The sequence below is a fragment of the Verrucosispora sp. NA02020 genome, from assembly GCF_013364215.1.
Lineage (GTDB): Bacteria > Actinomycetota > Actinomycetes > Mycobacteriales > Micromonosporaceae > Micromonospora.
On the sequence record NZ_CP054923.1, the window covers coordinates 7,061,510 to 7,083,164 of the forward strand.

The 21,655-nt window shown below is 71.8% G+C and carries 21 protein-coding genes; 12 read left to right on the forward strand and 9 right to left on the reverse strand.

Annotation, left to right across the window (positions count from 1 at the left end; all coding sequences use genetic code 11):
* Nucleotides 1-154: 154 nt before the first annotated feature.
* Nucleotides 155-1,753, forward strand: coding sequence for a ricin-type beta-trefoil lectin domain protein (locus HUT12_RS31515; protein ID WP_176095551.1), 1,599 nt, complete (start codon nt 155-157; stop codon nt 1,751-1,753).
* 121 nt (nt 1,754-1,874) lie between these two features.
* On the opposite strand, the gene HUT12_RS31520 is transcribed toward HUT12_RS31515, so the two are convergent.
* The 3 genes from HUT12_RS31520 to HUT12_RS31530 form a co-directional block, all read right to left on the reverse strand.
* Nucleotides 1,875-2,387 (reverse strand): hypothetical protein, encoded by a 513-nt coding sequence (locus HUT12_RS31520; RefSeq protein WP_176095552.1) that lies wholly within the window; start codon nt 2,385-2,387, stop codon nt 1,875-1,877.
* Between the two features lie 116 nt (nt 2,388-2,503).
* On the reverse strand, nt 2,504-3,502 hold the full coding sequence (locus HUT12_RS31525) for a phosphotransferase (protein WP_176095553.1): 999 nt from the start codon (nt 3,500-3,502) through the stop codon (nt 2,504-2,506).
* 55 nt (nt 3,503-3,557) lie between these two features.
* Nucleotides 3,558-4,730 carry an acetyl-CoA C-acyltransferase gene (locus HUT12_RS31530; RefSeq protein ID WP_131052353.1) on the reverse strand — a complete coding sequence of 391 codons (1,173 nt, stop codon included), beginning with the start codon at nt 4,728-4,730 and terminating at the stop codon, nt 3,558-3,560.
* A gap of 112 nt (nt 4,731-4,842) precedes the next feature.
* Here HUT12_RS31530 and HUT12_RS31535 point away from each other — a divergent pair, with 112 nt between their 5' ends.
* Nucleotides 4,843-5,277, forward strand: a complete 435-nt coding sequence (locus tag HUT12_RS31535; protein ID WP_131052352.1) for a PH domain-containing protein — start codon at nt 4,843-4,845, stop codon at nt 5,275-5,277.
* A 4-nt stretch (nt 5,278-5,281) separates the two neighbouring features.
* Here the strand turns inward: HUT12_RS31535 and HUT12_RS31540 are convergent, their stop codons facing one another.
* Together HUT12_RS31540 and HUT12_RS31545 are read right to left on the reverse strand one after the other, a co-directional pair.
* Nucleotides 5,282-6,193 (reverse strand): rhomboid family intramembrane serine protease, encoded by a 912-nt coding sequence (locus HUT12_RS31540; RefSeq protein WP_131052351.1) that lies wholly within the window; start codon nt 6,191-6,193, stop codon nt 5,282-5,284.
* Nucleotides 6,194-6,336: 143 nt separating this feature from the next.
* Nucleotides 6,337-6,867, reverse strand: a complete 531-nt coding sequence (locus HUT12_RS31545) for a peptidylprolyl isomerase (RefSeq protein WP_131052350.1) — start codon at nt 6,865-6,867, stop codon at nt 6,337-6,339.
* 59 nt (nt 6,868-6,926) lie between these two features.
* Here HUT12_RS31545 and HUT12_RS31550 point away from each other — a divergent pair, with 59 nt between their 5' ends.
* The gene (locus HUT12_RS31550; protein ID WP_131052349.1) at nt 6,927-7,742 is read left to right on the forward strand and encodes a hypothetical protein; all 816 of its coding nucleotides are present in this window, start codon (nt 6,927-6,929) and stop codon (nt 7,740-7,742) included.
* Between the two features lie 54 nt (nt 7,743-7,796).
* Here the strand turns inward: HUT12_RS31550 and corA are convergent, their stop codons facing one another.
* The 3 genes from corA to HUT12_RS31565 all read right to left on the reverse strand — a co-directional run bounded on the left by corA (nt 7,797) and on the right by HUT12_RS31565 (nt 11,065).
* The gene (gene corA, locus HUT12_RS31555; protein WP_131052348.1) at nt 7,797-8,978 is read right to left on the reverse strand and encodes a magnesium/cobalt transporter CorA; all 1,182 of its coding nucleotides are present in this window, start codon (nt 8,976-8,978) and stop codon (nt 7,797-7,799) included.
* Between the two features lie 350 nt (nt 8,979-9,328).
* Nucleotides 9,329-10,423 (reverse strand): PLP-dependent aminotransferase family protein, encoded by a 1,095-nt coding sequence (locus HUT12_RS31560; protein WP_131052347.1) that lies wholly within the window; start codon nt 10,421-10,423, stop codon nt 9,329-9,331.
* 147 nt (nt 10,424-10,570) lie between these two features.
* Entirely contained in the window at nt 10,571-11,065 is a 495-nt protein-coding gene (locus tag HUT12_RS31565; protein ID WP_176095554.1) for an ester cyclase, read from the reverse strand.
* Nucleotides 11,066-11,202: 137 nt separating this feature from the next.
* Between HUT12_RS31565 and HUT12_RS31570 the strand changes: the two genes are divergently transcribed.
* The 5 genes from HUT12_RS31570 (at nt 11,203) to HUT12_RS31590 (ending at nt 14,973) form a co-directional block, all read left to right on the forward strand.
* Entirely contained in the window at nt 11,203-11,652 is a 450-nt protein-coding gene (locus HUT12_RS31570; RefSeq protein ID WP_176095555.1) for an NUDIX domain-containing protein, read from the forward strand.
* The gene (locus HUT12_RS31575; RefSeq protein WP_176095556.1) at nt 11,649-12,416 is read left to right on the forward strand and encodes a hypothetical protein; all 768 of its coding nucleotides are present in this window, start codon (nt 11,649-11,651) and stop codon (nt 12,414-12,416) included. The genes HUT12_RS31570 and HUT12_RS31575 overlap by 4 nt, the downstream gene beginning before the upstream one ends.
* A 73-nt stretch (nt 12,417-12,489) precedes the next feature.
* Nucleotides 12,490-13,221 carry a sugar phosphate nucleotidyltransferase gene (locus HUT12_RS31580; protein ID WP_131052363.1) on the forward strand — a complete coding sequence of 244 codons (732 nt, stop codon included), beginning with the start codon at nt 12,490-12,492 and terminating at the stop codon, nt 13,219-13,221.
* Nucleotides 13,209-14,276 (forward strand): iron-containing alcohol dehydrogenase family protein, encoded by a 1,068-nt coding sequence (locus tag HUT12_RS31585; protein ID WP_176095557.1) that lies wholly within the window; start codon nt 13,209-13,211, stop codon nt 14,274-14,276. The genes HUT12_RS31580 and HUT12_RS31585 overlap by 13 nt, the downstream gene beginning before the upstream one ends.
* Nucleotides 14,260-14,973, forward strand: a complete 714-nt coding sequence (locus HUT12_RS31590; RefSeq protein ID WP_176095558.1) for a CDP-alcohol phosphatidyltransferase family protein — start codon at nt 14,260-14,262, stop codon at nt 14,971-14,973. Before HUT12_RS31585 ends, HUT12_RS31590 begins: the two co-directional genes overlap by 17 nt.
* Before the next feature lie 525 nt (nt 14,974-15,498).
* On the opposite strand, the gene HUT12_RS31595 is transcribed toward HUT12_RS31590, so the two are convergent.
* Nucleotides 15,499-16,866: a glycosyltransferase family 4 protein gene (locus HUT12_RS31595; RefSeq protein ID WP_176095559.1), complete on the reverse strand. Its 1,368-nt coding sequence runs from the start codon at nt 16,864-16,866 to the stop codon at nt 15,499-15,501.
* A gap of 24 nt (nt 16,867-16,890) precedes the next feature.
* Between HUT12_RS31595 and HUT12_RS31600 the strand changes: the two genes are divergently transcribed.
* The 4 genes from HUT12_RS31600 to HUT12_RS31615 all read left to right on the forward strand — a co-directional run bounded on the left by HUT12_RS31600 (nt 16,891) and on the right by HUT12_RS31615 (nt 21,630).
* Nucleotides 16,891-17,751 carry an Fpg/Nei family DNA glycosylase gene (locus HUT12_RS31600; RefSeq protein ID WP_131054756.1) on the forward strand — a complete coding sequence of 287 codons (861 nt, stop codon included), beginning with the start codon at nt 16,891-16,893 and terminating at the stop codon, nt 17,749-17,751.
* Between the two features lie 325 nt (nt 17,752-18,076).
* Nucleotides 18,077-19,588 (forward strand): sugar transferase, encoded by a 1,512-nt coding sequence (locus HUT12_RS31605; protein WP_176096058.1) that lies wholly within the window; start codon nt 18,077-18,079, stop codon nt 19,586-19,588.
* Nucleotides 19,589-19,627: 39 nt separating this feature from the next.
* Nucleotides 19,628-20,854: a sensor histidine kinase gene (locus HUT12_RS31610; RefSeq protein ID WP_176095560.1), complete on the forward strand. Its 1,227-nt coding sequence runs from the start codon at nt 19,628-19,630 to the stop codon at nt 20,852-20,854.
* Nucleotides 20,851-21,630, forward strand: coding sequence for a LytTR family DNA-binding domain-containing protein (locus HUT12_RS31615; RefSeq protein ID WP_131054758.1), 780 nt, complete (start codon nt 20,851-20,853; stop codon nt 21,628-21,630). The genes HUT12_RS31610 and HUT12_RS31615 overlap by 4 nt, the downstream gene beginning before the upstream one ends.
* Nucleotides 21,631-21,655 lie beyond the last annotated feature (25 nt).

Here is a 21,655-nt window from a genome sequence, read left to right on the forward strand (position 1 = left end):
GGGCGACACTGCCCGACCGGCCACGACCTGCCCCATTGGCCCGGTTCGACGCTGCGCGCAAGTATTCCGAGAGGCATTCACATAGGTACGCGGCAGGCGCTACCGTCCGGTAACTCGATCGACGTCCCGCGATCGACCCGGAAGGAGTGCGTCGATGTCTGGTACCCCTGCCAGGCGTGACCGGACGCATCGACGGCGGCTCGTCCAGGCCGCCGTCCTCGCCACCGCTCTCGTCCTGCCGATGCTCGCCACCGCGACCCCCGCCGCGGCGGCCGACCGTCCCACCGTCCAGCCGCTCCCCGCCCACCTGGAGACCATCCGCGCCGCCGAGGCCACCGCGCTCTACGGCTCCGCCGCCGTCCGCCCACTCGACCAACGGCGTACCGCCCTGCTCACCATGGGCGACAGCCAGATTTCCGGCGAAGGGGTGGGCAACTACGTGCCCGGCACCCACCAGCCGGGCAACTGGTGTGACCGCTCCTACGACCAGGCGGTGTTCCGGACCGGCATCACCGCCGACGAGCGGTACAACATCGCCTGCTCGGGTGCCACTCCGTGGAACCTGGTGGCCGGCGGCCCGACCCAGCACAACGAGCTGAACCAGGGTGACCACCTGGCGATCAAGGCCCGCAACACGAACATCAAGCTGATCTGGGTGGTGGCCGGGGCCAACGGCGACGGCACGATCCAGTTCGGCCCGGTCGCCACCGACTGCGCGCTGCGCCGGGTGCTGTTCCAGGGCCCCTGCTGGCCGACGTACACCGATCAGTGGACCGTCCGCACCGACGGCAGCCGGCGCGCCGTCGAGGAGGCGTTGACCGACATCCGCCGGACCATGACCGGGGCCGGCTACCTGCGTTCCGACTACGAGCTGGTGCTGATGTCGTACTCCAGCCCGGCCAGCCCCGACGTCGAGGACAACCCGAACTTCCCGGGCTGGTACGCGGGCGGCTGCCTGCTCTATCTGGCCGACGCCGCGTTCGCCCGGAACAAGGCGGTACCGATGTTCGAGTCGGCGCTCCGGGCCGCCGCCGCCAACACCGGCACCCGCTATCTCGACGCGAGCCGCCTCTTCCACGGGCACGAGGTGTGCACCGACAGCACCTCCGTCCGGGGTCTCTACATCGAACTCGGCGTCTGGGACGAGAACGCGGCCCGCCAGTCCTTCCACCCCAACTACCGGGGCCACGGCATGTTCGCCCAGTGCATCACGCAGTTCTATGCCGCCGGCCAGGAACGGGGCACCTGCGTCGACCCGGCCAGCACCGGCAACGGCGTGCTCCAGTCCGGGCTGATGGAGTTCCGGCAGCTCCGCAACGCGGCCACCGGCACCTGCGTCGACGGCAAGGGCTACGACTCCCGCAACGGCACCGCACAGCAGTCGTACCGCTGCCACGGCGGACGCAACCAGGGCTTCTGGTACGACCAGGCCCGGCAGTCGCTGCACTCCGAGCTGTCCCACGACCGCTGCCTGGACGTCTCGGGTGGCACCCTGAGCTCGGGCACGACGGTGAACGTCCACGACTGCCACGGCGGCGTCAACCAGCGGTTCGTGCTCGCCGGCAACCAACTCCGGGCCGCCGGCAACACCAACCTCTGCCTGGCCTTCGACAATCCGCTGCTGGGTACGCCCCGACTGCGGCTGGCCACCTGTTCGAGCAGTTCACGGCAGCAGTGGTCGTTCGAGTCGCGGTCGTTCGCCAACCCCGTCGGGTACGGCCGCGACGACTTCATCGGATCGCGGGTCTACTGATCCCGCACCGGTGACGAGGGAGCGGCCGTCGACGGACGGCCGCTCCCCGCTCGTGACCGGCACGCCGGTACCGGGGCGGCGTCGAACGGTGGCCGGCACCGCAGCAGCGGACCGTCGGGCGTCAGCGGGCGACGGCGGGATGCAGCGTGGCCGGCCGGACGGCGGCGGGCGTCTCGGCGACGGTGGCCACGACCCGGGGCAGCGCACTGCGCACCCGGGTGCGGAAGGCGTGGTTGAGCAGCGCGTCGAGCTGCCACACCTGCTTCGGGAACTGGGTGCGGACCAGGAACCGCTCACGGATCCCGTCGATCGCGGTGGCGGCCAGCTCCACCGAGTGCAGCCGTGGGTCGGGGCTCCAGGTGACGTGGCTCAGCTCGCGCAGTTCGGCGTTGAGGTGCAGCCGCAGGCGGTGCAGCACCGGCGTCTGCCGGGTCACCACCAGCCGCCGGTGGGTGAGTAGGAGAAGGTAGTCCCCGGACATCGGCCGATCGGGTCGGCTGCACCGGGTGACCAGGATGGTGGCGTCGCCGGAACCCACACAGCGACGGAACACCGGCATGTGGCGCGTGGCGGTCTGCACCGCCAGGCCGGCCTCGGAGGCGGCCGGGAGGAACGTTCGGGAGAAGACGTCCATGACGTGCCCAACGACGATGTTCGCTGGGTGACGTGGCTCACGGACATGCTTTTTGCAAATTCCACGTTACGTCTTGCAGCCCCGCCGAGCCCCTCGGCGGGCGTCCCGTGACCGGCTCAGGCGAACTCGGTGACCAGCAGTTCGTCCAGCCAGCCGGGCACGCTGGCGGCGAACTCGGCGCGCCTCGGGTCGGTGGTGTCCAGCGCCCGACGCCAGGACAGCGCCCGGCTGACCATCGTCACCCCGGCCGCGACCTCGGCGAGCCGGAGCAGGGTCGACCGGTCACCGCGATCCGTCCACGGCTCCAGGTACGCGTCGCGCAGCCGATCCAGCGCCGGGTCCCCGGCGTCGAGACCGCTGACGTACGCGACCGATCGCAGCGTCACCAGCAGCGTGCCGAACGGGTGCGCCACCGACGCGTCACCCCAGTCGAAGAACCGGTGGCCGTCGCCGGTCGCGAAGACGTTCCCGTCGTGCAGGTCGTCGTGCTGGACAGTGGGCCCGATCAGGCCGTCGGCCAGCAACCGGCACCGCTGCGCGTACTCCGGCAGCAGGGACCGCAACCGGTCACGCGCCTCGGTGGTGAGCCCGTCCGGGGTGTCCAGCAGCAGAGCCGCGTCGTCGTCGAGCAACTCCGTGAGATGCGCCGGCAACGCCGCCGGCCGATGATCGGGTACGCCGAGGGCGAGCAGTTCGTCGACGTGCGCGGCGGTGGCCCGTTGCAGCTCGGCGTACTCGGGCAGGATCCGTTCCCACCGGGCCGGGTCCGGCGCGCCGGCCAGCGCCTCACGTAGCGTCGCGCCGCCGTGCGGCCACAGCGCCCAGCGCCGCCGGGTGTCCACCGCGATCGGGTCGAGCACCCGTCCGGGCGCCAGCCGGGCCAGCGCGGCGGACAGTGCCGTCTCGAAGCCGGTCCCCGCCGCGTTCGCCTTGAACCACACGTCACCGGCGTCGGTCGGCACCCGCCAGATCAACGCCCACGGCCGGACGCGCGGCTCGACCGGGCCGGTGATCCGCTGCCCGGTGCCGGCGAGCGCCTCGGCCACCCATTCCCACGCGGCGGCGCGCCACGTGCGGTCGTCCCAGTCGGTGTGCGATGCGGTCGCGGCGGTCACGAGGGCACGCTAACCTCCGCCGGAGTCGGCCCGCGACGGGTTTACGGCGTACGGGTCAGAGCAGCTCGACGATGGTGGCGTTGGCCATCCCGCCGCCCTCGCACATGGTCTGGAGGCCGTAACGCACCCCGTTGTCGCGCATGTGGGCGAGCATCGTCGTCATGATCCGGGCACCGGACCCGCCGAGCGGATGCCCCAACGCGATGGCACCACCCCGCGGGTTGAGCCGCTCCGGGTCCGCCTCGGTCTCCGCCAACCAGGCCAGCGGCACCGGGGCGAACGCCTCGTTCACCTCGTACACCCCGATCTCCTCGATGCCCAGCCCCGCGCGGCGCAGCGCCTTCGCGGTGGCCGGGATCGGCGCGGTGAGCATGGTGACCGGGTCGTCGGCGGCGACCACGGCGGTGTGCACCCGGGCCAGCGGACGCAGGCCGTGCCGGCTGGCCCACTCGCTGGTGGTGACGGCGAGCGCCGCCGCGCCGTCGGAGATCTGCGAGGCCGAGCCGGCGGTGACCACGCCCTCCGGGTGGAACGGGGTGGCCAGTTCGCCGAGCTTCTCCAGCGAGGTGTTCCGGCGGATGCCCTCGTCCGCGGTGAACTTACCGCCGTCGGCCAGCGGCACCGGGGCCAGCTCGGCCTCGAACGCCCCGGCGTCCTGGGCGGCGGCGGCCTTCTCGTGGCTGGCCAACGCGAACTCGTCGAGCTGGGTCCGGGACAACCGCCAGCGGCGGGCGATCAGCTCCGCACCGACGCCCTGGTTGAACGGCAGCGCCGAGTCCTCCGCGACCCCTTCGACGCCTTGGTAGCGGGCCAGGATCTGGCCGCTGAACGGCAGTCCGCCCGCCGCGCTGGACCCCATCGGGACCCGGGTCATCGACTCGACACCGCCGGCCACCACCAGGTCGGCCTGCCCGGAGAGCACGGTGGCGGCGGCGAAGTGCAGGGCCTGCTGGCTGGAGCCGCACTGCCGGTCCACCGTGGTGCCGGGCACCGACTCGGGCCAGCCGGCCGCGAGCACGGCGTTGCGCGCGACGTTCCACGACTGCTCGCCGACCTGGGAGACGCAGCCCCAGACCACGTCGTCGACGAGCGTCGGGTCGATGCCGGTGCGTTCGGCGAGGGCGCGCAGCACGTGTGCCGACAGGTCCACCGGGTGCACCGTGGCCAGGCTGCCCTTGCGCCGCCCGACCGGGGTACGCACCGCGCCGACGATAACCGCGTCACTCATGTCTACTCCCCGGTAACTTGGGCTGCTCCCGATCCTACGCCGCCGTCCCGGCGACGTCGCCGCCCGTGGGCACCGGCATGCCGGTCACCCGCCGCGCTGGCATGCTGGTCGGGTGACGTTCGAGACGGTCGCCCGCCAGTGGCGGGTACGCCCCGCCCTGCCGATCCTCAAGCTGGCCGGCGCGGTCGGCGTACTGGCCCTGGGACTGCTGCTCGCCGACGGTGACCTGCTCCGGCCGGCACTCGGCGTGCTGGCCGGCGCGGCCCTCGCCGCCTGGGGCGTACGGGACCTGGTCGCACCGGTCCGTCTCGCCGTCGCACCGGACGGCGTCACCGTGCCGACGGGGTGGTGGACCGCGCGACGGCACCTGCCCTGGTCGACGATCGAGACCATCGAGGTGAACCGCCGAGCCGGGCGCGGGGGGAGCGGGCCGGTGTTGGAGATCGATGCCGGCGAGTCGCTGCACCTGTTCACCCGGCAGGACCTCGACGCCGACCCCGACGAGGTGGCCGACGCTCTGCGGGCCGCCCGCCCGACGACCGCCTGACCCCTCAGCCGAGCAGGGTGAAGGTGCGGAACAGGGCCAGCACCAGCAGCACCACCAGCAAGAACGCGCCACCGGTCGCCTGCACCAGCGTCCGGTGGGACCGGGGTGCGTACGCCAGCACCAGCGCCATCAGCGCGCCGAAGACCAGACCGCCCAGGTGACCGGCGATCGAGATCTGCGGCACGGTGAACGTGAAGATCAGGTTGATCACCAGGATCGGCACGATGGCCGAGGTGTCCCGACCCAGCCGCCGCATGATCACGAAGGTCGCCGCGAAGAGGCCGAAGATGGCCGTCGAGGCACCGGCCGACATCTGGTTGGGCGCGCTGAACACGTACACGGCGACGTTGCCGCCGAAACCGGCGATGAAGTAGAGCGCGATGAAGCGCAGTGGCCCGAGCACCGCCTCCAGCGAGCGACCGAGGACCCAGAGCGCCCACATGTTGAGCAGCAGGTGCACCACGCCGTAGTGCAGGAACATCGCGGTGACCAGGCGATACCACTGGCCCTCGGCGACGCCGCCGATGCTGCCGTCGAGGAACATCGCCCGACCGAGCACCGCACCCCACTCGGTCAACGGGGTGCTCCCGCCGAGCAGACCGCCGAAACCGGTGCCGCCGGCCGCCGCGTCCCCGCCCCGGTCCGAGGCGATGGAGATCAGCATCACCACGAGGTTGATGCCGATCAGCGTCTTGGTCACGTACCCGAGCCGACCGGTCTCGCCACCACCGAAGGCGGTGCGCGCCGGGCGTACGCTCCGACGTCCCTGCGCCACGCACTCCGGGCACTGGAACCCGACCGACGCCTCGTTCATGCAGTCCGGGCAGATCGACCGGTCGCACCGGGTGCACCGGACGTACGTCTCCCGGCCCGGATGGCGGTAACAGACCGGGGTGGTCGGCGGGGATTCGCTCACCGGGTGCCCCAGGTGCCCGAGCGCTCAGTCATGCGAGCAAAGGTACCTCGGCCCACCGATCGGACGGGTCAGGCGACCGTCCGGCCGGTCGGTGCCCGCCGCGCCCAGGCCCGGGCGGCGGGCACCACCTGTGGCGGCCGGTGTCAGGCCGGCTGCCGCTCGATCTCGACGCGCTCGATGACCACGTCCTGCAGCGGCCGGTCGCTCGGACCGGTCGGCGTGTTGGCGATCGAGTCGATCACCTTCGCGGACTGCTCGTCGGCCACCGCACCGAAGATGGTGTGCCGGTTGTTCAGGTGCGGGGTCGGCGCGACCGTGATGAAGAACTGCGAACCGTTGGTGCCGGGCCCGGCGTTCGCCATCGCCAGCAGGTACGGCCGGTCGAACCGCAGCTCCGGGTGGAACTCGTCGGCGAAGGTGTAACCCGGGCCACCGCGACCGGTTCCGGTCGGGTCGCCCATCTGGACCATGAAGCCGCTGATCACGCGGTGCGAGATGGTGCCGTCGTAGTACGGGCTGTTGCCCGGCTTGCCGGTCCGCGGGTCGGTGTACTCACGCGTGCCCTCGGCCAGGTCGACGAAGTTACGCACCGTCTTCGGCGCGTGGTTCGGGAAGAGTTCCAGCCTGATCGGGCCGGCGTTGGTGTGCAAGGTGGCGTAGACAGCCTCGGCCACGGGTACTCCTTACTCGTTGGTCAGTTCCTTGCGGATCCTCCCATGTGCCCGATCTGGACATGCGGAGGCATCCGAAGGTGGAGGATGAGACGAAGCAACTCCCAGGAGGTGGGACCGTGTTTGGAATCGGGCGCCGCAGGACTGAGGGGCAGTTGGCCCGGGCCGAGCTCAACCAGGGGATCGGTCACCTGAGGCTCGCCGCCACGCACGCGGCGAAGGGAGCCGGGTCCACTGTCGGCCCGCGCGTCCAGACGGCGCGTGACGCGGTGGCACCGACCGCGATGCTGGTCCGGGACCGTGCCGCGAGTGGCCTCGCCACCACGGCCGCCGCGATGGCACCGCTGGCGCTGGCCGTGCGCCACGCACAGGCCGAGGCCGCCGGTCGGGCCGCGTCGGGCAAGAAGGTCGTCGCCAAGCAGGCCGCGGCCGCCAGGAAGGTCAAGGCGAAGAACATGAAGAAGATGAAGCGGAAGAAGTCCCGCCGCAGCGGGACCATGCTGGCCGGGATGCTCGCCGCCGGCGTCGTGGCCGGGCTGGCCGGTGCGATCGCCCTGCGACGTCACCGCGAACAGCAGGAGTGGACCGAGTACGACGCGACCACCGCGCTGGAGCCGATGCACGAGGAGGTGGAGACCATCGAGGTGCGTACGGCCGCCCCGTCGGGCGTCGCGAAGGCGTCGACCGGAGCCGGCAGCTCGGCAGTGGTCTCCGGTGACAGCGCGTCGACCACCGCGCCGCCGAAGCCGTCCCCGGTGACGCCGACGGACAAGGTGCCGTCGGTCGCCGAGGGTGCACGGACCACCAGCGGTCGTCCCGCCGACGACCTGACCACCGCCCTGAGCAAGGCGCCCAGCAAGTCCAACGGGCGCGCCTGATTTCGCGGTCCCGCCTCCGCCCCGCCACCTCGGCGGGGCGGGCGGGCTGCGGGTTCAGAGCCAGTCGTTACGGCGGAACCACCGGTAGAGCGTCAGCGAGATGGTGAGCATCAACGCCAGGACCACCGGATAGCCGTACACGATCTTCAACTCGGGCATGAACTCGAAGTTCATGCCGTATATCCCGGCGATCGCCGTCCACACCGCCGCGATGGCGGCCCAGGCGGCGATCTTGCGCATGTCGTTGTTCTGGTCGACGGTCACCTGGGCCAGTCGGGCCTGCAGGATCGAGTTCAACAGGTCGTCGTACGAGTTGACCTGCTCGACGGTGCGGCTGAGGTGGTCCTGCACGTCGCGGAAGTAGCGGCGGACCTCCTTGGGCACCTCGCGGTTCATCTGGGCGGTGAGCGCGAGCAACGGCCGCTGCAACGGCATCACCGCCCGCTTGAACTCCACCAGCTCCCGCTTCATCTGATAGATCCGCTGGATCCGGCCGCTGGCCTGCCGGTCGAAGACCTCCGTCTCCAGCACGTCCATGTCGTCCTCAAGCTGGTCGGCGACCTCCAGATACAGGTCGACGACCCGGTCGGTGATCGCGTACGCGACCGCCCAGGGACCGTGCAGCAGCAGCTCCCGCCGGGCCTCCAACTCCTCGCGGACCGGCGCCAGACGGCAGGCGTCCCCGTGGCGGACGCTGATCAGGAAGTGCGGGCCGATGAAGAGCATCACCTGCCCGGTCTCCACCACGTCGGTCTTCTCGGTCAGCTCGGTGTGCTCGCAGTAGCGCGCGGTGCGCAGCACCAGGAAGCTGACCTCGCCGAAGCGCTCCAGCTTGGGCCGCTGGTGCGCCTTGACCGCGTCCTCCACGGCCAGCTCGTGCAGCCCGTAGGTGGCGGCGATCTCGCTCATCTCGGCCAGCTCCGGCTCGTGCAGGCCGAGCCAGACGAAGCCGTTCTCGGCTCGCCGCGCCTCGGCGAACGCCTCGGCGTAGCCGCAGTCACCGCCCTGGCGTCGCCCGTCGAGATAGAGCGCGCAGTCGACCACCGCACTCCGCCGGGGACCCGCCGGGGCCTCCACCCGCTGGGACCCGTCCGGGTTGAGCCGGCGGGTCACCGCGCGTACCGGCGACCAGGCGCGGGCTCGCGGCGACCGGGCTAGCGGCGGTGGAACCGGCTGGGGGTCGGTCTGGTCGCGACCGGTGGGGGCAGTGCCCTCCCGCTGCATCCGCTCCGTCATCACGCCCCCCGTCCGCGCTCGGCTGCGGCTTGCAGGGTACGCCGCCGTACCGATCATGGCGGTGGCACGGCGGCGGAGGGGTGGCGCCGGACGGACCGGATCGCATCGGGGGGGGTGAGGGGGCGATCCGGCCCGCCCGGCGCCGTTGGGGCGGGGGGTTGTGCTGGCCGCGTCACACCACACCGAGGGCGGCCGGGCCGCACCGCGACGTCGGCGTCACGCCGGCCGGAACCGGCGTGACCTGCACTACATGTGGTGTAGGACGCTCGCAGCATTGTGGGCCGCCAGTCGCCACAGCGGGAGTCCCGGGCACGCCGGTATCGCCGTTCTGTCGGAAACCCGACAGATTTTCACCCCCGAACGGCCTCCATCGCCTCGGCCAGCCGCCGGACGCCCTCGTCGATGCGGTCGGCGGTCACCGCCGAGTACGCCAGGCGGAGTGCGTGCCGGCCACCGTCCACCACGAAGTCGCTGCCCTTGACCACCGCGACGCCGCGCTCGGCCGCCGCCGGGGCGAGCTTGTCGACGAGGACGTCCTCGGGCAGCTCGACCCAGAGGAAGTAGCCGCCGTCCGGCTCCACGAAACGGGCCTCGGGGATGTGCCGCCGCAGCGCCTCGGCCAACGCCCCGGCCCGCTCGCCGAGCGCCGCCCGGACCGTCTCGATGGACCGGGCGATGTCGCCGGAGACGCAGAACTGGTGCACGATCGCCTGCGCCACCATGCCCGGCGAGATGTAGAGGTTGGTGGCCTTCTTCGCGATGTCGGCGATCAGGTCGGCCGGACCGACCAGGTAACCGACCCGGACGCCGGGGCAGACCGTCTTGGTGAAGCTGGAGGCGTGCACCACCACGTCCCGGGTGTCCATCGACAGCATCGACGGCAGCGGCTCGCCCCGGAACCGGACGTCCGCGTACGGGTCGTCCTCGAAGATGGTGAAGCCGTACTCGGCCGCCAGGTCGAGCAGCTCACGCCGCTTGCCCTCGGAGAGCGTCACGCCGGCCGGGTTCTGGTAGTTCGGGATCACGTGCGCCAGGCGCGGCCGCACCCCGGACTCCAGCAGCTTGCGCAGCTCGGCGGTGTCCAGGCCGTCCGGCTGGATGGTGACGCCGTGCACCTCGGCACCCATCTGCTGCAGGTTGAGCAGAGTCCGGTCGTAGGTCGGCCGCTCCACCACCACCGCGTCACCCGAGCGGACCAGGTGGTCGAAGAGGAAGGCGTCCGCCTGCAACGAACCGTTGGTGATCAGCACCTGCTCGGCCGTGACCCCGTGCTTCTCCGCGACCCACTGGCGCAGCGGCAGGTAGCCGACGGAGGTGCCGTACGCGGTCACCCCGGCGGGATCGGCGTCGAACGCACGGACGGCGGCGGCCTTGAGCCCTTCGACATCGACGATGTCCAGAGAGGGGGCGCCACGGGCAAAGGAGATCAGCTGCTCGGCGGTCATGGCTGTTCAGCGTACGGGCGGCGGCCGGGTGAACGCGTACGGCACGGCGATGTCCGCATCCTGAGCTACCGAGTCGGGTGAACCGGTGCGGACCGGGCGTCCGGCCCGCGCAGACCGACCGAGTAGCAGGTCAGGCCGGACGACGGATCAGGCCGCGACCGCCTGGGGCGCGGCGGTGAAGGCGGGCTCGTCGGCGAGCGACCGGTCCGGGGCCTGCTGGCGGGACAGTCCGGCCACGTGCAGGCCGAGCAGCGCGATCAACTGTCCCCAGTCGAAGTAGGACCGCCAGGCGGCGATGCGGCCCCGGCGTACCCGGACCATGTCCACCACCTCCCAGGAGACGGTGCGTCCGGTGGGGGCCACCGTGCCGAACGGGGTGTGCAGCACACCGGTGTGAGTGCCGGTCAGCCGCTGCTCGACCGCCGCCCCGCCGGCCGTACGCACCGAACCCAGCACGTCGAGCCGCAGGTCCGGGAAGGCACCCGTCCAGGTACGCAGCAGGACGGGCAACTCCACCGGCCGGACCGTCACGCCGGGCATCGCGTAGTACCCGTCCGGGGCGTACAGGTCGGGGAGTCTGGCCACGTCCCGTCGCAGGAGCATGGCGTACTGCTGCTCGACCAACTGGTCCGCGCCGCGCATGTCGACCTCCTCGCGTGCGCGTCTCGGCCCGCGCCCGCACCGAATCCATACCCCCGGTCCGGCCGGTCCACACCAGCGGACAAGTCCGCCCGAGCGGACATCGCCGCAGCTCGGCACCGGCGGCTACTGTTCTTCAGGTGTCCACCGAGCCGCTGCGCTGCGCCGGAGCGCTGATCGTCGACCCCGCCGGGCGCATCTTCTTCCAACGCCGCTCGCCGCACCGCCGCCTGTTCCCGAACAGCTGGGACATCGTCGGCGGGCACCTCGAACCCGGCGAGACCGTCGAACAGGCACTGCGCCGGGAGGTCACCGAGGAGACCGGCTGGCGGGTCTCGGAGATCATCGCGCAGGTCGGCGAGTACCGGTACGTGGGCGACGACGGCCTGGCCCGGATCGAGAGCGACTGGCTCGTCCGGGTCGACGGCGACCTGACGGCACCGGTCCTGGAGGTCGGCAAGCACACCGAGTACCGCTGGCTCGGCCCGGCCGACCTCGACCTGCTCGACGAGGACCGCGACGTCAACGACGGACTGATCCGGCGGATCGCCGAACAGGCCTTCGAACTCCTGGGTCCGACCGGTTCGTGAGCGACAGCGTCGGGCTCGCCGCGCACCGGTACGTGGCGCTGGTCGCCCCCGTCCTCGACCGGGTCGTCCGCGCGGCGATGCAGGCCGGTCAGGACGGCGGCGGAGCGGAACTGAGCCAGCGGTACGGCGGCATGCCCGCCACCAGCTTCCTGGTGGAGATGCGGACCCGCCTGGCTGCCGGTGGCACGGTCGACGGTGCCGGATTCGCCGCGATCATCCGGTACCGGGACCCGATCGCCTGTCAACGGGCGCTGGACCGGCACGTCGCGTACGGGATGATCCACCGGCGACCGGACGGCGGACTCACCGCCACCGAACGCGGCACGGCGTTCCTGGCCGAGCTGTACCAGGTGCACGCCGAGGTGACCGAGGAACTCTGGGCCGGCCACGACGACCGGGTGCAGCGGCTGACCGAGACCGCCGGGCGGCTGCTGACGGCTGCCCTGGCGCCCCGAGGCGACGAGCCGGTGCCCAGCCCCGGCGCATTCGACGCGGTCGCCCCACCGTACGAGCCGGACGGCACCCCGTCGGGCGTGTTGCTGCTCAACCGGCTCGGCACGCTGCGGTACCACCGGGCCGACGCGCACACCGACGCCTGGACGGCCGCCGGACACACCCCGTCGAGCATCGCCGACCTGACCGACGGGGCGCAGTGGCAGGCCATCGAGCTGGAGACCGACCGGCGGGCAGCCGGCCCGTACACGGCGCTGACCGCCGAGGAGCGACTGACCTTCCTCGCCGACCTGGCGGCCCTGCCCGGCTGACCCCCGACAGCCGGTCGACGCGCGGCGCTATCCTCCTTCGGTGAACGCCGTGAGAACAGGGACTGATGTCGGCATGGTCGGGATGGTGCTGGCGGCCGGGGCCGGGCGCCGCCTGCGCCCGTACACGGACACGCTGCCCAAGGCGCTGGTCCCGGTGGACGGCGAGATCACCATCCTCGACATCGCGCTGCGCAACCTCGCCGAGGTGGGGCTGACCGACGTCGTCGTGGTGGTCGGCTACGCGGCGGACACCGTCCGCGAACGCCAGGCCGACCTGGAACGCCGCCACGGAGTGACGCTCACCCTCGTGCACAACGACAAGGCCGAGGAGTGGAACAACGCGTACTCGCTCTGGCTGGCCCGCGACTGGTTCGCCCGGGGCGTACTGCTGGTCAACGGCGACACCGTGCACCCGGTGAGCATCGAGAAGACGCTGCTGGCCGAGCGTGGGCCCGGCGTGCTGCTCGCGGTCGACACCCTCAAGCCGCTGGCGGAGGAGGAGATGAAGACCACCTTCGACGCCGCCGGCCAGCTCACCCGGATCACCAAGCTGATGGACCCGGCCGACGCGTACGGCGAGTACATCGGCGCGACGCTGATCGAGCCGCAGGTGGCCGGAGCGCTCGCCGACGCGCTGGAGGCGACCTGGCGACGCGACCCGAACCTGTACTACGAGGACGGATACCAGGAGTTCGCCGAGCGGGGTGGCGAGGTACGCGCCGCACCGATCGGTGACGTGTCCTGGGTGGAGGTCGACAACCACGACGACCTGGCCCGGGCGCGGGAGATCGCGTGCCGTTACTAGCGCGCACCGTCACCACACCGCTGTCGATCGAGGTCCGCCGAGGGGCGGTGGCCAACCTCGGCGTGCTGCTGGCCGACCGGCGGATCTCCGGTGGTGGCGACGTCGCGGTGGTGGTCGGCCCCGGACAGGGCGAGAAGATCGCCGACCTGTGCCGGCCCTCACTCGGCTCGGCCGACATCTTCACGGTGACCGGCGGCACCGTCGACTCCGCGCAGGAGCTTGGCGACCAGCTCCGGCGCCGGCACTACGACGCGGTCGTCGGCATCGGCGGCGGCAAGACCATCGACACCGCCAAGTACGCCGCCACCCGTTACGCCATTCCGATGGTCACCGTGGCGACGAGCCTCGCCAACGACGGCATCGCCTCCCCGGTGGCGTCGCTGACCCACGAGGGCGGCAAGGGCTCGTACGGCGTGCACATCCCGATCGCCGTCCTGGTCGACCTCGACTTCGTGGAGAACGGGCCGGACCGGCAGACCCAGGCCGGCATCGGCGACGCGGTGAGCAACCTGAGCGCCTGCGCCGACTGGGAACTGGCCCACCGGGTACGCGACGAGCCGATCGACGGGCTCGCCGTGACGCTCGCCCGGACCGGTGCCGAAGCCCTGGTCAACCATCCCGGCAAGATCACCGACGACGCCTTCCTGACCACGCTGGCCGAGGCACTCATCCTCGGCGGGATCTCCATGTCGATCTGCGGCTCCAGCCGCCCGGCGAGCGGTGGCGACCACGAGATCTCGCACGCCATCGACCACCTCTACCCGGGCACCGGCTCGCACGGCGAACAGGTCGGCCTGGGCGCGTTGTTCTGCACCTTCCTCCGGGGCGACCTGGAACGCTTCGGTCAGCTCAGCACCTGCCTGCACCGGCACGGCCTGGCCGTCCGGCCCGACGAGCTGGGCCTCACCGACGAGCAGTTCGTCGAGGCGGTCGCCTTCGCGCCGCGTACCCGACCGGACCGCTACACCATCCTCGAACACCTCGCGTTGTCCGCTGACGACATCCGGACCCGGCTGGGAGACTACGTTGACGCCCTCCGTGAGCACCTTGGCTGAGCCTTCGCACCCCACGGTCGCCGACTTCCACCGGGTGAACCGGGGTGGCGGTCTGTTCAGCGAGTCCGTGAGCCAGTGGATCGGCGCCGTCTTCGCGCTGGTCGCCCAGCGGCTCGGACTCCGCCCCACCGCGCTGACCATCACCAACCTGGTACTCGGTCTGGCCACCTCGGTCACCGTGGTCGCGCTCGCCGGTCCGGTCGCCGCCGGTGACGTACCCGCCTGGGTGGTCGGGTTGCTCGCGCTGCTCGGCTGGCAGATCGCGTACGCCCTGGACTGCGCCGACGGACAGCTCGCCCGGGTGACCGGTCAGGGCAGCGCGGCCGGGGCCCGGGTCGACGTGCTCTGCGACGTGGCGGCCCAGATCGCCCTGGTCGCCGCGCTCTCCGCGACCGCCGTGGCGCAGGTGCCGTCGACGCCCGTGTGGTTGGTGGCGGCCTTCGCGGGCACCTGGATGGTCAACCTGGTGACCTCGGTGATGCAGTCCGGCCCGAACGCCGCCAGCATGGTCACCTCCACCAGCCTGCCGGTCCGCCTGGTGAAGCTGGTCCGCGACTACGGCGCAGTGATCTTCGTAGCCGCCCTGGTGCTGGCCTTCGCTCCGGCGCTCGTCTTCTGGGTCGTGGTCGCCTTCACCGTGGTGAACGGCGGCTTCCTGCTCGCCAGCATCGCCTTCTCCGCCCGCGCCTCCCTCTAACCGGCATGCAAGGAAGGGCACCTTATTAACGCCTCGTGCATAGCAGGGGTCCCCGATTAACGCAGCCTGCCCGGATTAGCGCTGCCTGCCGACGGACCGCCTGACGGCTGCCGCCGGGCCGCTGGCGCCGGGACCCGTGCCGAGCCCACCCCGACACTGTGCCTAGCGCCCCCCGCTCCCTAGCGCCCCCCGCTCCCTGCGTGCCCCACTTCCCAAGATCGTGCTCGATCCAGGATCGAGTGGCATCGAAGCACCACGGTAGGCACTCGATCCCGGATCGAGTGCCTACCGGGCGCTCATCACGACAGGTTCCGCTGGTCGCTGTAGAGGGGAGTCGATGAGCACGCGGCAGCACTCCATCCACTCCCGCGCTGGGCAGGCTCGACTCGTCGATCATGGAGTTGTGGCGCTCACAAAAGGCGCAAGACTGGATGAGTCGGAAGCCACAACTCCATGATCGACGCACGAGGCGCGGCGCATGCGTCGCGAGGCACGTGGGGTACGCGGGGACGGGGGTGTCGGGGGTCAGCGGAGGGACGCGTACACGTCGATGAGACGCTTGGTGACCACCTCGGGGTGGAAGGTGCGGTCGTAGCGGGCGCGGGCGGGCCCGGCCAGGGCGGCGGCTCCGGCGGCGGCCACCGGCAGTGCGGCTGCCAGCGCCGCCGGGTCCGGCGGCACGACCCATCCGGCCTCTCCGGCCCGGATCCCGGCCGGCAAGGCGCTCGCCCGACCGGCGGAGTCGACCTGACCGACGGATCCACCAGGCCCGACCGGGTCAACGGAACCCACGCCACCGGAGCTGACCGGGTCAGCAAGACCCACCGGGCCAGCGGGGCCGCCGGGGCTGGGCGGGGCGGCTGCCGAGGCGGCCACGGCAGGGCCGGTGCCGGCAGGTTCGCGGGGGGTGTCGGCGCCGACGAGGTACGGGATGCCGCCGAGCGCGGTGCCGAGCACCGGCCGCCCGCTGGCCAGCGCCTCGATGATCACGGTGGGGAGTACGTCGTGCCAGGTGGAGGTGGCGAGCACGACGGCGCTGGCGTTCAGCGCCTCGCGTACCCCGGCCCGGTCGAGCGGGCCGAGGAAGGTGACGTCGGCGCGTTCGGCCGCCGCCGCCTCGACCAGCGGACGCAGTTCGCCGTCACCGGCCACGCGCAGTGGGCCCAGTGCGCCGTCCGGGTGCCGGCGCCACGCCTCCAGCAGCAGGTCGAGCCCCTTCTCGGGGGAGAGCCGACCGAGGAAGAGGAAGCCCCGGCCCAGCGGCGCGGGGGTGCCCGGGTCCGGGATGGCGTTCGGCTTGACCACGATCCGCTCGTCCGGGATGCCGTAGTCACGCAGGTGGTCGGCGACCGCGCTGGTCAGCGCGATGAACCGGTCCACCGACTTCCAGGTGCCCCGGTGCACGGCCAGGGTGGTCGCCATCAGCGCGCTCTGTGCCCGCGACCCCCGGTAGCAGCGGTGTACCACCGCCGGTACGCCCAGCGTCCGGCCCCGGCAGTCCTGGCAGATCACCCCGTCGCGGAAGTACAGGCCGGAGGAGCAGACCTGGCGGTAGTTGTGCACCGTCTGCACCACCGGCACCCCGTGCCGGTGCGCGGTCCGCACCACCCAGGGCGAGAGCAGCGGGTACGGGTTGTGCAGGTGCAACACGTCCGGACGGTGCTCGGTGAGCAGCCGACTCAGCTCCTGTTGCGCCCGGGGGGCGTAGATCGGCGAGATCGGCAGCAGTGCCTTCGCCGTCTTCGGCATCGACGGGATCTCGTCGGAGCTGCGCAGGAACGGCAGCACCTCCACGCCGGCTGCGGCGAGCTGGGAGATCTCCACGTCGACGATGGTGTTCTCGCCGGACGGCTGGGCTTCCCGGTACCGGTTGTGCGCCACCACGATTCTCACGGCAAAGAAGGCTACCGTTGACCTGTGCCCGAACTACCGGAGGTAGAGGCGCTCGCAGGCTACCTGCGGCAGCGCGCGGTGGGCCGGCGTGTCGACCGGCTGGAGGTCGCCGCGATCAGCGCCCTGAAGACGTACGATCCGGCGCCGAGCGCGGTCGTCGGCCGGACGGTGACCGACGCCCGGCGACACGGCAAGTTCCTCGACGTCGTCTTCGACGGCGGCCTGCACCTGGTGGTACACCTGGCCCGCGCGGGCTGGCTGCACTACCGGGAGGCGTTCGCCTCGACCGTCCCGCTCCGTCCCGGAAAGGGGCCGATCGCCCTCCGGGTACGCCTCGACGACGGTTCCGGCTTCGACCTGACCGAGGCCGGTACGCAGAAGAAGCTCGCCGCCTACCTGGTGACCGACCCGCAGACGGTGCCCGGGGTGGCCAAGCTCGGGCCGGACGCGATCGCCGCCGACCTGAGCGCCTTCGCCGAGGCGCTGCGCAGCCGCCGGGGCCAGGTCAAGGGGGTGCTCACCGACCAGTCCGTGCTGGCCGGGGTCGGTAACGCGTACTCGGACGAGATCCTGCACGCCGCGAAGCTGTCGCCGTTCGCGCTGACCGACCGGCTGAGTGACGACCAGATGGCGACGCTGCACGCGGCGACCCGGCGGGTGCTCGGCGACGCGGTGACCCGTTCGCTGGGGCAACGCGCCGCGGAACTCAAGGGTGAGAAGCGGTCCGGGCTGAAGGTGCACGCCCGCACCGGGCTGCCCTGCCCGGTCTGCGGGGACACCGTCCGGGAGGTGTCGTTCGCCGATTCGAGCCTCCAGTACTGCCCCACCTGCCAGACCGGCGGTAAGCCGCTGGCTGACCGACGGCTGTCCAGACTTGTACGGTGAGTGACGTTGCTCATCGACTACGGAGCGGAATCGGACGTGGGTGTCGAACCGCCGCTCGCACGCTCTACCCGGGCCACAATCCATCGGTATAGTGGCCCGGTCCCCGGCTTCCGGACGGCGCGAAGTCGGCCAGATCCCAGGCGAACACGAGTCTGTCGCGCAATGTCCCCCGGGTCCGCGACGGGCGCGGATCCGCGTGGGAAGCTGGAACGGTGGGCGACGCGGGCCATCACGGCGAGTGAGCGGCACGTGTCATGCGGGAGGACATGGTGAGGTGACGACTAGCCTCCAGCGCCCGGTGACCAACGAAGGCCGGAGCAGATTCGTGCGGCACGTCGACAGCTTCGAGATCCAGCCGCCGACCCCACCCTCCACCAGCGGCGTACCGCGATCGGCGTGGGCGCGGGCGCGGCGACGCGTCTCCCGCTGGCACCGCCCGTACACGGCGATCCTGCTGCTGCTGGACTTCGCCGCCGTCGCCTTCTCCAGCTACACCGCGATCCACAGCTTCGACCAGGCCACCGCCGGTTTCTACGACGCGCAGAACGACCCGACCTGGTTCTTCACGGTGGCCTTCCTGCTGTTGCCGCTGGGCTGGCTGGTGGTTCTGTGGTTCAACGGCGCCTACGACCGGCGTTGTCTCGGGCTCGGGCCGGACGAGTTCAAGCGGGTGATCCGCGCCGGGGTCACGGCCTGCGCCACGGTGTCGTTCCTCGCCTTCGCCACCAAGACCGACCTGTCCCGGTTCACCGTCGGCACCGCCCTGCTGATGGCGCTGCTGCTGATCCTGCTGGGCCGGATCCTGGCCCGCTTCGTGCTGCACGTCATCCGGCGCAACATCCAGCAGGCGGCGCACCGGATGGTGCTGGTCGGCACGCTGCCGGACTGCCTGGAGGTCTACACCGCGGTCACCCGCAACCCCTCCGCCGGGCTGGTCCCGGTCGCCATCCACATCACCGACGGGTATGCGGCAGCACGGGGCGTGCAGACCCCGGTCCCGGTGTACGCCGGACGCGACGTACTGGCGCTGGTCCGTGAGGTCGGCGGCGACACCATCGCGGTCTGCGGCTCGGCCAGCTCCGAGCCGGGCGAGCTGCGCCGGCTGGCCTGGCAGTTGGAGGGCTCCGGGGTCGACCTGGTGGTGGCCCCGCAGTTGACCGACATCGCCGGCCCCCGGGTGCACATCCGCCCGATCGAGGGTCTGCCGCTGCTGCACGTCGAGGAGCCGACCCTCTCCGGGCCCGCGCTGCTGGCCAAGAGCATGATGGACCGGGTCGGCGCCGGTCTCGGCCTGCTGATGCTGGTGCCGGTCTTCCTCGCCGTCGCCGTCGCGATCCGGATCTCCGACCCAGGTCCGGTCTTCTTCCGCCAGCCCCGGGTGGGGCACGAGGGACGGACGTTCCGGGTGTGGAAGTTCCGCACCATGTACGTCGACGCGGAGGACCGGCTCGCCAGCCTGACCGACCAGAACGAGACCGACGGCATGCTGTTCAAGATGAAGCAGGATCCCCGGGTCTTCCCGGTGGGCCGCTTCCTGCGTGCCTCGTCGCTGGACGAGCTGCCTCAGTTGATCAACGTACTCAAGGGTGAGATGTCGTTGGTCGGACCGCGCCCGCTGCCCGCCGACGACGGCGACTTCCTCGGTGACGTACGACGCCGACTGCTGGTCCGTCCCGGTATGACCGGCCTGTGGCAGGTCTCCGGCCGCTCGGACCTGTCCTGGGACGAGGCCGTCCGGCTGGACCTCTACTACGTCGACAACTGGTCGCTGGCGTACGACCTGAGCATCCTGTGGCGCACCGTGGGCGTCGTGCTGGCCCGCAAGGGCGCGTACTGACTCTTGGCCCGGCGGCCGGAAACGACCAGGATCGTCGGCGTGGGTGGCAACCTCTCCGCCGTCGTCGGCGTCATCTCCCTGGTCGCCGTACTGGCCGGGGCCCTGTACGCCGTCGGTCGGCTGCGCGGTCGACGTGGCATCGCCACCCCCGGCCAGCGGGCCACCTACGAGGTGCTGCACACCGCCGGGTTGGCCGCCGAACCGCTGCGTGCCGGGCTGAACCCGGCCGGCGCGGCGAAGGCGGCCCGCCACCTGCGCACCCTGGTCGGGGCCGAGGGGCTGGCCTTGACCGACACCGACGACCTGCTCGCCCTGGACGGGCGGGGCGCCCACCACGGGGACCAACTACGCGCGGCGGCCCAGCGGGTGGTGGCCTCGGAGCGGTCGACGGTGCTCGGCGAGGCGGAGTTGTCCTGCGACCGCGTCGACTGTCCGGTCCGGGGTGCGGTGGTGGCTCCGCTGGCCGGCGCGGAGGGCCGGATAGCCGGTGCCCTGGTCGCCGTCACCGACGGCGTGCCCGCCCCCGGTCTGGTGCAGGCCACCCTGGAGACCGCCCACTGGGCGGGCAGCCAGCTCGCCCTCGCCGAGCTGGACTCGTCCCGGGAGCGGCTGGCCCGCGCCGAGGTACGGGCGCTGCGGGCGCAGATCAGCCCGCACTTCATCTACAACGCGCTGACCGCGATCGGCTCGTTCGTCCGGACCGACCCGGAGCGGGCCCGGGAGCTGATCCTGGAGTTCGCCGAGTTCACCAGGTACTCCTTCCGGGCGCACGGGGAGTTCACCACGTTGGCCGAGGAGCTGCGGTCGATCGATCGCTACCTCACCATCGAACGGGCCAGGTTCGGCGACCGGCTCCAGGTCCGGCTCCAGATCGCCCCCGAGGTGCTGCCGGTGACCCTGCCGTTCCTGTGCCTGCAACCACTGGTGGAGAACGCGGTCCGGCACGGCTTGTCGCGTAAGCCCGGCACGGGCATGGTGAGCATCGAGGCCCGGGACGCGGGAGCCGAGTGCCACATCACGGTGGAGGACGACGGAGTGGGGATGGATCCGGCCACGTTAACCGCCGGGATCGCCGAGCTGGCCGGTGCCACCGGCGACCCCGGCGACGACCCGGGCCAGCACGTCGGCCTCTCGAACGTCGACGAGCGACTCCGGTCGGTCTTCGGTGACGGCTTCGGCCTCGTCGTGGAGACGGGGCTGGGCTCGGGAACGAAGGTGAGCATGCGGGTGCCCAAGTTCCATCCCGGCGTACGGGCCGGCTCGTGACCGGCAACGGCGGCCCGGCCGCTCCCGGCTTCCTGCGCGTCCTCGCGGTGGACGACGAACCGCCCGCGCTCGACGAGCTGGCGTACCACCTGCGCGCCGACCCCCGGGTGGCCCGGCTGCACACGGCCGGCGACGCCACCGAGGCGCTGCGGGTGCTCCGCGACGGCGACATCGACGTGGTCTTCCTGGACATCCGGATGCCCGGCCTGGACGGCATGGAGCTGGCCCGGGTGCTGCGCCGGTTCGCCCGGCCACCGGCGATCGTCTTCGTCACCGCCTACGACGACGGCGCGGCCGACGCCTTCGACCTCGGCGCCACCGACTACGTCCGCAAGCCGGTCCGGTCCGAACGGCTCTCCGAGGCGCTGCGTCGGGTGGTCGGCTCCCGGGTGGTGCCCTCCCACCCGGCCGCGCTGGCCCGCGCCGAGGAGGACCCGACCATCCCGGTCGAGTTGGCCGGCACCACCCGGATGCTGCCCCGTTCGGCGGTGCGGTGGGTGGAGGCACAGGGTGACTACGCCCGGCTGCACACCGTCGACGGCGCCCACCTGGTCCGGGTGTCGCTGGCCACGCTCGCCGAGCGCTGGGCCGACGCCGGTTTCGTCCGGATCCACCGGTCGTACCTGGTGCAACTCCGGCTGATCGCCGAACTCCGGCTGGTCAACTCCGGGTACGTGGTGGTGGTCGACGGCACGGAACTGTCGGTGAGCCGGCGACACATCCGGGAGTTGAAGGACAAGCTGGTCCGCGCCGCGAAGCAGGAGTGGAGCCGCTGAACGTGCGGCGGTCCGTTTATCGGTC

Coding starts and splice junctions, on each gene's coding strand:
- HUT12_RS31515 (WP_176095551.1), top strand. CDS start 155: ATGTCTGGTACCCCTGCCAGGCGTGACCGGACGCATCGACGGCGGCTC.
- HUT12_RS31520 (WP_176095552.1), bottom strand. CDS start 2,387: ATGGACGTCTTCTCCCGAACGTTCCTCCCGGCCGCCTCCGAGGCCGGC.
- HUT12_RS31530 (WP_131052353.1), bottom strand. CDS start 4,730: ATGAGTGACGCGGTTATCGTCGGCGCGGTGCGTACCCCGGTCGGGCGG.
- HUT12_RS31550 (WP_131052349.1), top strand. CDS start 6,927: ATGCGGAGGCATCCGAAGGTGGAGGATGAGACGAAGCAACTCCCAGGA.
- corA (WP_131052348.1), bottom strand. CDS start 8,978: ATGACGGAGCGGATGCAGCGGGAGGGCACTGCCCCCACCGGTCGCGAC.
- HUT12_RS31560 (WP_131052347.1), bottom strand. CDS start 10,423: ATGACCGCCGAGCAGCTGATCTCCTTTGCCCGTGGCGCCCCCTCTCTG.
- HUT12_RS31565 (WP_176095554.1), bottom strand. CDS start 11,065: ATGCGCGGCGCGGACCAGTTGGTCGAGCAGCAGTACGCCATGCTCCTG.
- HUT12_RS31580 (WP_131052363.1), top strand. CDS start 12,490: ATGGTCGGGATGGTGCTGGCGGCCGGGGCCGGGCGCCGCCTGCGCCCG.